7 protein-coding genes are annotated in these 13,900 nt (G+C 33.7%); all 7 read right to left on the bottom strand.

The features are described 5' to 3' along the window. Positions 1-77: 77 nt before the first annotated feature. Positions 78-1,433 (bottom strand): Gfo/Idh/MocA family protein, encoded by a 1,356-nt coding sequence (locus tag B0A75_RS15210; protein ID WP_241686538.1) that lies wholly within the window; start codon positions 1,431-1,433, stop codon positions 78-80. Positions 1,434-1,550: 117 nt separating this feature from the next. Next, positions 1,551-2,867, bottom strand: coding sequence for a DUF3472 domain-containing protein (locus tag B0A75_RS15205; protein ID WP_089055138.1), 1,317 nt, complete (start codon positions 2,865-2,867; stop codon positions 1,551-1,553). Between the two features lie 91 nt (positions 2,868-2,958). Continuing rightward, positions 2,959-4,656, bottom strand: coding sequence for a RagB/SusD family nutrient uptake outer membrane protein (locus B0A75_RS15200; protein ID WP_089055137.1), 1,698 nt, complete (start codon positions 4,654-4,656; stop codon positions 2,959-2,961). Between the two features lie 9 nt (positions 4,657-4,665). Further along, positions 4,666-7,749, bottom strand: coding sequence for a SusC/RagA family TonB-linked outer membrane protein (locus B0A75_RS15195; protein ID WP_089055136.1), 3,084 nt, complete (start codon positions 7,747-7,749; stop codon positions 4,666-4,668). A gap of 798 nt (positions 7,750-8,547) precedes the next feature. Further along, the gene (locus B0A75_RS15190; RefSeq protein ID WP_089055135.1) at positions 8,548-9,588 is read right to left on the bottom strand and encodes a LacI family DNA-binding transcriptional regulator; all 1,041 of its coding nucleotides are present in this window, start codon (positions 9,586-9,588) and stop codon (positions 8,548-8,550) included. Between the two features lie 179 nt (positions 9,589-9,767). After that, positions 9,768-11,627, bottom strand: a complete 1,860-nt coding sequence (locus tag B0A75_RS15185; RefSeq protein ID WP_089055134.1) for an alpha-1,3-galactosidase-related protein — start codon at positions 11,625-11,627, stop codon at positions 9,768-9,770. Between the two features lie 88 nt (positions 11,628-11,715). Further along, positions 11,716-13,899 carry a M1 family metallopeptidase gene (locus tag B0A75_RS15180; RefSeq protein WP_089055133.1) on the bottom strand — a complete coding sequence of 728 codons (2,184 nt, stop codon included), beginning with the start codon at positions 13,897-13,899 and terminating at the stop codon, positions 11,716-11,718. Position 13,900 lies beyond the last annotated feature (1 nt).

Genomic DNA, 13,900 nt, shown 5'->3' with positions numbered 1-13,900 from the left:
TAATTAAAAATCTTTTTAATAAACAAAAGAGCGCTATAAAATTGCGCCCTCTTGCTTCTACTAACTAACCAATAAATTTATTCCGCGAATTCTAATTTTTTTAATTTATTCCATCCGCCGCGTGTGAAATCAGGAATTTCTACAGGTGCAGAACCGTTATCAAGAGAAATTTCTGTCAAAGGCCCTAAACAAGACCATTCTGCTAAATCATAAACATCCATATCTAAAGGAAGTCCTTTTTGAAGGCAGTAAATTAAACGGTAATCCATAACGAAATCCATTCCACCGTGACCACCTACTTTTTTAGCTTTTTCTTCGATATTTTTTACAATTGGGTGTTTGTATTTTTCCATTAATGCTTTTTTCACATCTTCTGGTACAAATGAGTGAGCGTTTAATTTTTCATGATTTGGTTTTACGTCATCACTTAATGATTTACCATCTAAAGCGTATCCTTCTAATGGATATTTGTTTGCAAAACCTTTTGTACCGCTTAATTGATACATTCTGCTGTATGGACGAGGAGAAGTAACATCGTGTTGAATTTGGATAGTTTTTCCGTTTTCAGTACGAATCATTGTCATGGTGTGATCTCCATTTCTAAAATCTTTAATTTCCTTACCTGATTTTTCTTTGATATAAGCAGGATTTCCAACTGCTTTGGTATCCATAGAAACTAAGAAATTCATTTTGTCTCCACGGTGAATGTTTAATGCTTGACAAGCTGGTCCCATACCGTGTGTTGCGTAGATATCGCCACGGTGTTTAATGTTGTAATCCATTCTCCAGTTGTTCCAATATTCTCCCCAAAATGGTTGTAATCCGTGAATGTAAGAACCTTCTGCATGAAGAATTTCTCCAAATAAACCTTGCTGAGCCATGTTTAAAGTGGTAAGCTCGAAGAAGTCATACACACAGTTTTCCAACTGCATACAGTGCTTACGAGTTTTTTCTGAAGTATCTATAAGATCCCAGATTTCTTTCATTGTCATTGCACCTGGAACTTCAATTGCAACGTGTTTTCCGTCTTTCATTGCTTGAACACCAATTTGTGCGTGGTGTTTCCAATCTGTAGCGATGTAAACTAAATCAACGTTTGGTAATGCTGTTACTTTTCTCCATGCATTCTCATCTCCAAAAAATTCTTGTGCTTTAGGAAAACCAGCTTTAGTTAAAATTTCGTTAGACGATTGTGTGTTTTTTTCAAGCATATCGCAAAGTGCTACAATTTCGACACCTGGTATATGTGTCATACGTTCTACAGCTCCAGGACCACGCATTCCTAAACCAATAAAGGCTACACGAACAGTTGGAATTGGAGTAGTTGCTAATTGCAGTACATCTTGTTGTCCTTTTGCACGAGCCGGCGTTTTGGTTTTGATCATTTGTGCCGACGCGATTGTGCATCCAAACAAAAGACAGGCAGCTAACATGAATTTTAAAATACTAGTTTTCATAATTTGAATTAATTTGATTTGAAAATGATTGATAATCTAAATGCTGATTATCGGTAATTATTGTTTTTGTATTTGTGTTTTTTTTAAGTGCGATTAGGGTAAAGCTTCAAAATTTATTTCTGGCTTTTTATTTGCTAAAGGTCTTGAAAAAATTGTTTTTGGCGTTGTGTAATTATTAAAAAAGCCTCCATTTTTTAAATAAAAAGAATTAGCGTCAAGTCCGCCTGCAAAATCCATTCGGTATTCTTTAGCACCCGTATTGTCAGTTGTAAAGCGCGCCGAATTAATTTCTAACCAAACTCCTTTTTCGTCGCAAATCCATTGATTGTTGAATAAGACTTTACGAGAAAAATCGCCTTGTTCTGGGATAAAATTCTCTAGAAATGAATGAAATCTTTTTAAATATGTATTTGTTTGCGGGCGGTTAAAGCTCGCAATCAAAAGCCATTTCCCTTGTTCTGGTGCGTAAAAGTATGCTGTATAAGTTGTTGTGTTGTTGTTTAGTGGAAATCCTTGTAATAAAAATTTATAAGTAGTTCCTGCTTTCCAGTTGTATTTTAGGTAACTCTGTCCTCCAGAACCTTCGTTTCCGAATTCGCCAGTATGTACATTTTCACCTTTTTTAAGCATTTTTATTTTATGTGATTCAGGAATACTGGCTGGATCATCTGTGGTAAACGGACTCCAAACAGAGAATAAAACTCTTCTTTCAGAAGCCGAATTTACTTGAATTCCAAAATATCCTTCTCCAAAACCATTTGCCATAAAATAAGAGCCAATTTTGTCCTCATTTTCAGGAACAGTAAGTTCATTGTAATACCATTTTGCATTCGTGTTTTCTGGAACTTGATAGTTTAAGTGCACAGATGGGCCGCGACGTCCCCAATGGTAGAAGTTTCCTTCGTTGTTAGGAACGAAAGCAATTTTTGCATCGTAATCATCACTTGAAATTGTTAGACGATTAATCGATGGAAAACGATCGCTTGTTTTGCTGATTCCTTTTATTTTGACTGCAACATATCCTTCTTGGTTTATTTTCCAAGTTCCCGCTGTAACTGCTTTTTTTGATGCCGTAAATTTTACTCTTTTAGCTTCATTGTTAATTGAAAACTCAAGTTCTGATTTTCCAAAAACCTGCACTGATTCTTCAATAGTAATTTGAAAAGTTCCTGCTTTTGATACTCTAAAATAAGCGGTGAAATATTCATCAGAATTGGTCCAGTTTTCAATACCGTTATCTGTAATTGTATTGCTTTCGTCTACATGTTTAGAACTATAAGCATTACCGGCAAGTGGCAGCGAAATTTTGGTTTTTGGATTTTCTAAACTTGTTTTTTCGCTAAAAATGTCGTTGCTGGCTGTACAGGAAAAAGCGGCTAAAGCAAGGATTAAGCAGAATATGTTTTTCATAGATATAGGTAATTTAGGTTTTCTTTTTTTGAAGTTCCTCTCTAATGAACCAAATTAGAGAGGCTTCAAAAATAAAAACAATTCTAAACAATTATGGGTTTTGAGTCAGTGTTCCTGGGTAAGCATTTATTTCTGACTGCGGAATGTATTGTACTACTCTTGGGCTTGAAGCCGGCCAGTCGACCATTGGTAAATGAGGTCCCGGATAGTGACGTGTCATCGTTTGTCCGTTTCTATAAACATCATAACCACGGTGTGCTTCAAAAGCTAATTCTAATTGACGCTCTTCATCAACACGCTGTACTGCATTTGTATTGTCTAATGATGTATAACCGCCGCCAACGATTGATCTTGAACGGATAATGTTTAAGTTTGTCAATGCACTGTTATAATCTCCTTTTTTAACATAAGCTTCTGCCATATTCAAATACAATTCATCTAATTTTGAAATAGAAGGAGAGTATAGGTGAGAATCATTATTTTGCAAAGAACATTTTGTAACGTAATACATTGGGTATACACGATTCAATAACATCATATAATCTTTTTCGCCCGTATATGTTTTTCCGTCGTACACAATTGAGTACTGATTTTCGGCTGCATTTACTACTGTTAAGTTATAATCTGTAGATCCAATTGTGATATAATATGAACCATTAGAATTTGTTTTAAGTGGCTGCTGCATATAGTTGTAACCAGTTTGAGTGCCGCTTGTATTTTTAATGTCGTAGATAAAACGGAATGCTTGAGTTTTGGTTCCGGCTTCATCTGTATCGTATTGCGGATCAATAAAAGCCCAACGTGCATCTTTTTTCAATCCTGATTTTCTTAATAAATCCAGGTATTTTGCACTAGCGTACATTTCGCCCCATCCTTGACCTTGAATGTTAGCATACATACCGCCGATTCCATAATAATGATCATAACCTGAAAATTCTGAAGCTACGCGTTTAACAGCAAAAATAGTTTCGGTTTGTTCATCAGAATCCGGTGCATAAGTATTAGATTTCATAAAACTTTCACGGCTCAATAATTTATACTTCCCACTATTGATTACTTTATTAGCGTACTCGATTGATAGTGTTGCATAATCCTGATTTGGATTTTCATAGGTACCACTCATATATAAGTATACTCTTGAAAGCATTGCCTGCGCTGCTTCTTTTGTAGCATAAGCTGCAGATCTGTCAACAGTCATTAAAGATTCTGCTTTTTTTAGATCGCTGATCGCTTGTGCATAAGTATCTTTTACTGTTGATCTATCTGGTAATACAAGATTAATTACGTCTGCTGGCAATCCATTTACAATTGGCACACCTAAATTAGTTTCAGGTGATTGTGCGTAAGGTCTTCCATAGGTACGGCATAAATAAAAATAGATCATGCCTCTTAAATAATAAGCTTCACCAAGTTGTTGATCTACAGTTGCGCTTTCACCTTCTGTAATCATTTTAATTAAATCACTTGACTGTGAAACAATCTTATAACTGTTGTTCCAAAAAACAGATAATCTATCGTTGTCTGGAATGTGCTGATAGGAAATGAAAGAATAGAATGAATCTGTAGATGTTCCTCTAATCATGATATTGTCACTTGGGTATTCCCCAACTCTGTGCATAACATCAGACCAGCCTTTTAATTGTGCATAACAGCCGTTTAATAAAACTTCTACTGCTGCTACTTTATCTTCTTCGATTTTGTCTTTTGTATAGGAACCAAATGGCTCTCTGTCTAAATCACATGAGGACAGAAAACTAATTGCCATACATAATATAAATATTTTTTTCATGATTTTGTTTTAAAGAGTTACGTTAAGTCCTAGTACAATTTTGCGCGTTGAAGGATATACTTGTGTTGCTACACCTGTAATAGTATATTGTTGATTTGCTGAGTTGTAAGTAGGAGGGAGTTCAGGATCAACACCAGAATAATGACTGATGGTAAACAAGTTTTCTCCAGCTATATATAATCTTAAATTTGAAATATAAAGACGCTCAATTGGCATATTGTATCCAAAAGTGATGCTTCTCATTTTTAAGTAAGTACCAGTTTCTAAGAAACGTGATGACGCTTTGTTTGATTGGCTGTTGTTATCATAAAGTGCTTGTGGATGAGTCGCAATATCTCCTGGTTTTTCCCAACGGCTCCATCCGCTGTGAAGTTTCATTTGATTTCTGTCATTATAAGCACCATCTGAATCAAATTCTGCTCTCGCATAATTATAGATTTCACCACCAACTGAATAGCTGAAAATAGCAGCAAAATCAAATTTCTTGTAGTTTAAACTAGTAGAGAATCCTCCAAAAAAGTCTGGAGTATAGGCTCCAACTACTTTTCTGTATTTAGAAGCTTCACCATAATTGCTTGTTTTTACACGTTCGCCAGCGGCATCAGTAGTGTACCATTGTGGTTTTCCGTTTTCAGGATTAACGCCAGCCCATTCCGTTACGTACCAGCTGTCAACATCATTTCCTGGTTTTAAAAGTTTGTTTGCAGAACCTGCAGCACCACTTCCGTCACCTACAATGATTTCTTGTTTATCACCGTAAAGTTTTGTTACCTTATTTTTATTAGTACCAATATTGGCATCTATCGACCAGTTTAAGTTTTCATTCTTGATGATGTCAACATTAACAGAAGCTTCAAAACCTCTATTGTTTACTGCACCTACGTTTCTCCAAATACTGTTCACTCCAATTACACCTGGAAGGGGCACTTGGTACAATAAATCAGAAGTATTTTTATTGTAGTAGTCTAAAGTAATATTTACACGTTTAAAGAAGCTTACATCTACACCAACACCGCCTGTAAACGTTTTTTCCCAGCTTAAATCAGGATTAGCCAATTGTGAGATTAACGCTCCTGGACTTTCATTATAGCTGCTTTTTGAGAAAGAATATAAAGGCAGGTGAGGGTACAAACTATTAGGTCTGTTTCCTACTGAACCATAACTTGCTCTAAGTTTTAAATTATTGATGTAATCTGCGTGAAAGAACGATTCATTATGAATGTTCCATCCACCGCTTATAGAATAAAAATTACCATATTGTGCATTTTTTCCAAAGTTTGATGCTCCATCACGACGGAAAGACACTTGTGCTAAATAGCGATTATCATACGAATAATTTACATTTGATAATAAAGACTGCACTGCCCATTGTGATCTTCCACCCGCTACTTTTTCAGGAACCGCAGCAGCATCTGGAGCTACAATTCCAGGAGGAATTCCTGTTGCAATTGCTTGGCTGAATTTTTTATTGTATTCATTCCACTCATAACCAGCAACAGCATTAAATGAATGACTGCCAAATGATTTGTTGAATTTTAATAATTGATTGGTATAAATTCTGTTATACGTATCGAAGTTGTCTTCAATTCTTCCTTTTACAGCAACTCCATTTGCTGATCTTGGATCTGTGTAATAACTTGAGTTTGAGTTGCCAAAAATATAATTATTTACAGATGAAAAAGTTAACCATTTTGTAAACTTAATATCAAAATCAAGATTAGTTCGAACCGTGTATGTTTCAGATTCATTGCTGTTCCACTGTAAATCATATAAATAATTTGATCCAGTTGTGTTTACCCAAGTTGGGTTTGGTGCATTTCCTACTAAAGAGCCATCTTCTAAATAAGGACTGTCCCAAGGCATATTTGCATATAAAGCGTATACATCGTGCTGTTTATCTAAAACAGATTCCCTAGTTAAATTTACTTGAGGTCTTAAAGTAAACCAACTGCTTGGTTTGTATTCAAACTTCATAAGACCGTTGTATTTTTTGTAGTCGTAACCTTTTATAGCGCCAGTTTCATTGTAAAGACCAACAGAAACATAGCTTTTAAAAGTTTCACTTCCACCGCTGAATGATAAGTTGTAATCTTCTGCAATACCCGTTTGAGTTGCATTATCCCACCAATCAAAGTTTTTGTTTCTTAATTCCGGTTTCCACCACCAAACATTTTGAAAAGTTTCTTTGTTAGCAAATGAATCATATAAATCATATAATTCGGAGCCATTCATAATTTTGAAATTTCCATTGTTTATAGAAGTCATGGCAGTTTTCGCAGAAAAATTAATTGTAGATTTTCCATTTTTTCCACTCTTAGTAGTAACTACAATTACCCCATTTGCTCCTTGTGAACCATAAACAGCCGTAGAAGCTGCATCTTTAAGAACCGTCAAGGTTTCAATATCAGCTGGATTTACATTTGCTGAAGTATTCCCCACAATAACTCCGTCAATAACCCATAAAGGGTCTGTACTTCCATTGACAGTTGTTCTACCTCTAATGATTACTTTAGCTGCTGCTCCTGGCTGTCCGCCGCCTGTATTTACAAATACTCCAGTAGCTTTTCCTGCCAGCATATTTTCAACATTAGGCGTGGTTACATCTACAATTTTTTTATTGTCTAAAGTTTGCAAAGAACCTGTCAAACTTTCTTTTTTTACTTTGCTGTATCCTACAACAACAACTTCATCCATTTGCTGTCCGGCTTCTTTCATAACAATTTTCAGAATACCGTTTCCAGCTGGAACTTCTTGATCCTGCATTCCCATAAAGGTAAAGATCAAGATAGCGCTGTCATTAGGAACTTCGATGGCAAAACTTCCATCCATATCGGTTTGTACTCCTTTTGTAGTGCCTTTTATATTAACATTTACTCCGGGAACAGGAATTCCTTTTTCATCTACAACTTTACCTTTTACAATTTTTTGAAATGCCAGGAAACTGGTTTCATTTGTCGAAATTTCTTTTGCAGGTGCCGCAGTTGTAATTTGAAAGCTTAAGGACAACAGAGATAATAATGTTGTTTTTAAAGTTTTTTCAAGTACAGTATGCAACCTGAAGTTTTCAGGTTTTTTTGAGAATACCTTCTTCATACTCTTGATTTGGTTTTGGTTACTAAATGTGTTTTTTGTCTGGTTGTTTTTATTTTAATTATTTAAGTTTTTTAGTGTTTATTTTTTTTGGTTTTTGCTAACTAAAAAAAGGCTTAAATAGATCAAAAAAAGGCGAAAAAAATCGCTTAAAAACTTTATTATTTGACGAAACTATCGATTATATTTTTATTAACCAAGAAAAAACACAAAAAATGTGCTCGAACACACGATATTTGTGTTCTCGAGCACATAAAATTATGCAAACTGTTTTTTTTGACTTAAATAGGTACGATATTTTTAAGAAAATTGCTTTCAAGGTGAGTTCTTCATTTTAGTCAGATTTTCAGTCTGAATATTTAATATTTAAAAAATGAAAAATAGTTGTTTGTATTTATGAGAATATCGCAATTATGGATTAAAAAGTCTAGTAATAAATTAAACTTTTTAATAGTTTGAATTATGCGTTTTTTTGCATAATTAGGGTTTTCTGATACAGATAAAAAAGAATCTGAAACTGAGGTTAATTCAAAAATAAAAGTTTGAATGTTATCAGCTTTTTAGAAAGATAAAATAGAGCATATTTTCTAAATTTTAGAGTTTGAAAAATGACCTGATTTCTTTTCTATTTGGAGGTGAAACTTTACTAAAATCAGGCATGATTTTTTGAATGTTTTTTGCCTGTTTTTTTAATCTGATAATTTGAAATAGAATAGTATATTTTAGATCGATTGATGCTAAAATAGATCGCTGTGTGAAGTAATTAAAAAAGAATAAGGAACAAGAAAGGTTGATTGAAAATTATGCGCGGTAAAAATCAGCATTTTCAGAATTAATTATATCGATTGGCAATAATGTTACTGCAGGAGTTTCTTTACGGAACAGAAAATGCTCTATAAGGTATATAATGCCTAAATAAACTTGTCTTTTTTGATTTTGATGAATTAGGAAATCAATTACTCCTTGATTCAAATTAGTTACGTTCTCATCAACCAAATCATAGCCTATCACGCGTATTCTTTTGTCTTTAATTTTACTGATAATCTTAGAAACTTGATACGCTTTTGAAGTAGTTATAAAAACGCCTGATAAGTCAGGATTTTCGTTGATGAAGTTTTTTAAAGCAACTTCTAAATTGGGATTTTTTAGTTTTAAAGTAGTAATCTTATACTCTAAATTATTTTTCTGACTGAAAAAGGATTTGAATCCTCTTTCTTTTTCCTGCATGTGAATAGCATTTTTGTAGGTTTCGTCAATATGTATAATCGCAATGTGTCCTTTATCAAGAATTGTGCTTAACAATTTTGCAGCGACACGACCGCTTCGATACAAATCCTGTCCGACAAAATTTTTGACAGCAGCCGATTCGACCTGATTATTAAATGTATTTACAATAATATTTAAGGATTCGTATTTTTTTATTGCATCAAGTGTTTCTTTATGAAAAAGTGGAGCCAATAAAACTGCATCAGGTGATTTCTCGATAATAGTTTCATTGATGCTTAAAAAAGATTTTGTTTTTTCAGGATTAAAATAAAAAGTCTCAATAAGTAAATTGTAGGCTTTAAATTCCTGTGCTGCTTCTTTAATTCCTTTTAGACAAGGAAGCCAATACGGATCTATTTTTGGGTCGGGAAGAAGAATGCAAATATGATAAACTTTATTGTTTTTTAAATTTCGGGCAATAAGATTTGGCTCGTAATTAATTACGTTTAATACTTCATTTACTTTTTCAAGAGCAAGCGGCGAAACTTTTCCGCGCTTGTGCAATACTCTGTCAACAGTTCCTTTTGAAACCCCTGCCATCTTAGCGATATCCTTAATAGTATGTTTTCTATCCATAAAATTGTTGTATAAAAACGATACGTTTATTCGTCTATTAATTAATTTAATAAGTGTATTATAATTTAATGCATAGAAAATAGATAATTCCTGCTTTTTCAGAATTTAAATTTATTTTCAATGCATTAAATTATAGCTAACCGAATGGTTTGTTTTATTTTAAATGCGGTAATGAAATTTTAAATTGATTTTGCGATTTCAACACTCAATTCAGTATTCTTTAAGTTTAACTCTTCACGTTTCATTCCTTTTAGAAGAATATTTTTTCCTAAAACCTCTTTTCCTATTTTATTGCCGCTGATTTCTACATTTTTGCAGGCTTCGATTCTAAAATTATACTTTTCTGGATACCAAGGTGTAAATGCAAAACTGCGTTTAATAGTATTGTTTTTAAAGCTTAATCCATCTACAGATACGGCGTATAGAATAGGGTAGTCTGACGGATTAAAACTATTGCTTTCTATTTTTATGTTTTTATGAAAAGGCTGTGCAGCATTTGGCTGCGGAATTTCAGGATAAATACTGATAATGGCTTCACAGAATTGATAATAAGATGAATTACAAGGATATCTAAATTCATTGTTTTTAATAGTAATGTCTTTTACGGCACCACTTTCGTACCAATAATTAGCATCACCAGCAATAAGAATTGCTGAACCGCTGGTTTCAAAAATATTATTTTCGATAATTACTTTTCCTGGAGTTGAGATTAGATAACCTCGAGCTCGATTACTGCCAACAAAACAGTTCGTGATAGTAGCATTAGGTGTCCAGCTTAGGTTTTCCAAAACAAAACCAGTATCAAGATCATTTGGGATTTTTTCTTTAAATCTAATAATGAAATGATCCACATCTAAAGGCTCAAAACTCGAAACAGTGCCATAGGCTAAAGTTCCCATTTCTTTCTTTTGGATAAAACCAACTTTATCATTTGGAACAGCCCACAGTAATCCGTGCGACATATCTTGACCAAATTTACATTTTACAGCATAGTCATCAATTTTTTGTATTACTGGAACGTAAGTTCCGTGAATATTAATAGGATCGTCCATTAAACCCTGTGCATCGCAATTATCAATTACAATTTCTCCTTTGCATCCCATAAAATGTAATCCATCATCGTGACCACTTAAATAGCGGTTTTTATGCGGGTTCGGAATCATGTTTACGTTTCGCATTTCGATATTTTCGCAATATTGAGACAAAATACCTAAACCAGAAGTATGATAAACATTGATATTCTCTAATTTGGTGTTTTTGCTGTGAAATAAAAACATTCCGGCATGATCTCTCGTACCATGTCTTAGTATAAGAAAATTTCCAACTGCAGGCGTTTTTGTAAATTTTCCCTGCATGAGTACCAATCCGGGTTTAATCTCGCTGTATTTTACATTTTTTAAATCCCCTTTCACACAACCATTATCACCTGTATTTGCAGGAATTATGTGGTTTTTATCAAATTCAATTAACCAAGAACCTCCAGACAATGCCCAATTTTCATTAGCATTTTCACCTACAAATGTCAGCCCTTTTTCATGAATTTTATAAGGAGATTGAGTAATGTCAATCTTCATGACGATATGATTCTCATCGGATTCTATTACTTCAGCTTCAGAGGTCAAAGGAACATCCCAATCGATATTTACATTTTTAATCGTAATATTTTCAGCATTGTCTAAAGTAAAGGGTTGTATATGCTCATGATAAACAAAATCTGATTGCTGTGCATTTATGGTTATGTTTTTTTTATCCTTTATAAGTATTGCGAGTTTTCTAACAGCTGCATCATAAGTATTACTTTCGTAGTAAGTTCTATAATAATTGGCATCTGGATAAAAATCATATCTCCCTTTCGGGAAAATAATTTCTACGGGTTCGCTGCCTAATCCTTCAATAAGTTTGTTGACTTTTGAGGTTAGATTTTCTTTAGTGCCAGCTGTAATACCGTAGTCTTTTACATTTATTTTTTTGACTTTATTTTGGGCGTTACAAATGGTTATTATAGAGAATAAGGCGTATGTTAGAAAGAGTTTATGCATGTTTTTTTACTTTATTTCAAAATCCGTGTTATTAAATGTTTCAACTGTATCTTCAGTTTTTTTTAATTTAATAACAGATTTACAGGTGCTATTTTTGGTTATTAAACTTTTTGATAATTGGTGTCAGGTGATTTTTTGTATCATCATCTAAAGCGCTTAAAGCTTGATCAGATTCTTGGCTTGAGAATTTTGATAATCCGTAAATTCCTGCTGCAATTACATTATACGATTGATTTTTTGTGCTCTCAATCATCAGTGCTTTATAAGACGAGTCTCCTGTTGAAGCCAATTTTACAATTGCCGCAGCTCTGGCATTTGTTTTTATATCATTTTTAGCAATGTCAAGCAATGTTTTAATGGCTGCATCTTTTATTTCACGATCTCCTAAATCAATTCCTTTGATACTTAATGTTCGTAAATCGTCTTGCTGATCTTTTAAACCTGCCAATAATACAAGCTGCGAATCATGACTTTTATCTTTTGATGCAAATTTTATAGCTTCAATTCGATTGTAGTAAGAAGGCACATTTTTGTATTGATACAAATAATCAGAAGCAGTTTTTTTATCTACATTAACTTCGCCAACTAAGATTTTATCTGGATCTAGATCTATAAATTCAGGTTTTGAAGGAAGGTCAAAACTGAAACTTTGTTCTCTTTTATTAATTAAAATATACTTTCTTATTTTAGTTCCATTTACATAAAAATCAACTTTTAAAGGAAGTGTAAAGGTTTGCACGGCACTATCCTGAGATTGAGTGATAGTAATGATGATTTTTCCGTTAACGTATTTGTAATTCACATCCAGAATCGGACTTCCAGCATTATAATACCATTGATCAAAATAAGGCAGCCAGTCTTTTCCAGTAACTTCTTCCATCGACAAACGCAGTTGATGCGGTTCGCCAGATTTATAAGCATTCGTTGTTAAATAATGATTTAATCCTTTAAAAAATGCTTCATCACCCATTTGATTTTTCATGGCATACAAAATGATTGAACCTTTAGAATAGCTGATATTATCAAACATATCGTCTGCGTTTTTGTAATGAAAACGTGCTAAAATAGGACTGTTACCATTTTTTTGAGAACGAAAATAATTTTGAAGTTTCTCATAACGGGATCTGTCTTCCGCATCTTGTCCAGCGTCGTGACCGTGCCAAAGTACTTCTCCAAAAGTGGCGAAAGATTCGTTCATTGTTAAGTTTGACCATGATTCAGCTGTTACATAATCTCCAAACCATTGATGAAAAAGTTCGTGAGCAATTGTACTTTCTTGATTATCATCTAATAATTCTCGTTCTGTTTTTTGTACATATTCGCCATGAACTGTTGCTGAAGTATTTTCCATTGCACCTCCAAAATAATCTTTCACAACAATTTGCGCATATTTTGCCCAAGGATATTCTACGCCAAGCATTTTACTGTAAAAATTCATCATATCTGGCGTTTTATAAAAAATCTGTTTAGCATAAGGCGCATATTTTGGCTCTAAATAATAGCTGACTTCTTTACCATTATAAGAATCTTTATAGATTTTAAAATCACCAACAGCCATCATAAACAAATAAGGTGCATTTGGCTGTTCCATCTTCCAAACATCCGTTCTTGTTCCGTCTTTATTTACTTTTTGAGAAGTTAATTTACCGTTTGACAAAGTGGTATATTTTGATGGAACTGTCATAGCAATTTCAGAAGTTGTTTTCTGATTTGGTTTGTCAATTGTTGGAAACCAGCAAGACGAAGCTTCAGTCTCGCCTTGAGTCCATATTTGTGTTGGTTTGTCTCCCTTTCCGTCAGGATTAATAAAATACAATCCGTTTGAGTTGGTAATCGATTCGCCGGCTTTGCTTTTCAGTTCTGCTGGTTTTGCTGTGTAATCAATAAAAAGGGTATATTTTTCAGAACCTTTATATTTTCTGTCCAGTTTAATAAAAAGCTGTTCGCTGTCGTAAGTGTACTTTAAAGGTGTTTTTTTCTTTCCTTCTACGATCGAAATTTCTTTAAAATTCATCCCTTTGGCATCCAAAGTAAGCGAATCTGTTGCATAGAAATGTGGTTTTAAAGTAAGCCATTCTTTTCCGTACAAATGTCTTTTTTCATAATCAAAAGACACTTCCAGTTTTGTGTTTACCAGATCGTGAACTTTTAGTGGAGTTGCTCTGTAAATAGCTAATTGATCTTTATCTTTTTCGGTATTTTGAGCCTCTATGTTTTGGCATGCTAATAAAGCAATGCTAAAAAGGGTGCATTTTAAAAATAGCTTGTTCATT

The organism is Flavobacterium oncorhynchi, assembly GCF_002217355.1.
Lineage (GTDB): Bacteria > Bacteroidota > Bacteroidia > Flavobacteriales > Flavobacteriaceae > Flavobacterium > Flavobacterium oncorhynchi.
The sequence above is the reverse complement of the archived record's forward strand: the minus strand, read 5'-3'. Positions and strand labels throughout refer to the sequence as shown.

What these genes read in the sequence shown, in the direction of transcription:
- B0A75_RS15180 (WP_089055133.1), bottom strand. Translation starts at nt 13,899, where the DNA reads ATGAACAAGCTATTTTTAAAATGCACCCTTTTTAGCATTGCTTTATTA.
- B0A75_RS15210 (WP_241686538.1), bottom strand. Translation starts at nt 1,433, where the DNA reads ATGTTAGCTGCCTGTCTTTTGTTTGGATGCACAATCGCGTCGGCACAA.
- B0A75_RS15195 (WP_089055136.1), bottom strand. Translation starts at nt 7,749, where the DNA reads ATGAAGAAGGTATTCTCAAAAAAACCTGAAAACTTCAGGTTGCATACT.
- B0A75_RS15200 (WP_089055137.1), bottom strand. Translation starts at nt 4,656, where the DNA reads ATGAAAAAAATATTTATATTATGTATGGCAATTAGTTTTCTGTCCTCA.
- B0A75_RS15185 (WP_089055134.1), bottom strand. Translation starts at nt 11,627, where the DNA reads ATGCATAAACTCTTTCTAACATACGCCTTATTCTCTATAATAACCATT.
- B0A75_RS15205 (WP_089055138.1), bottom strand. Translation starts at nt 2,867, where the DNA reads ATGAAAAACATATTCTGCTTAATCCTTGCTTTAGCCGCTTTTTCCTGT.
- B0A75_RS15190 (WP_089055135.1), bottom strand. Translation starts at nt 9,588, where the DNA reads ATGGATAGAAAACATACTATTAAGGATATCGCTAAGATGGCAGGGGTT.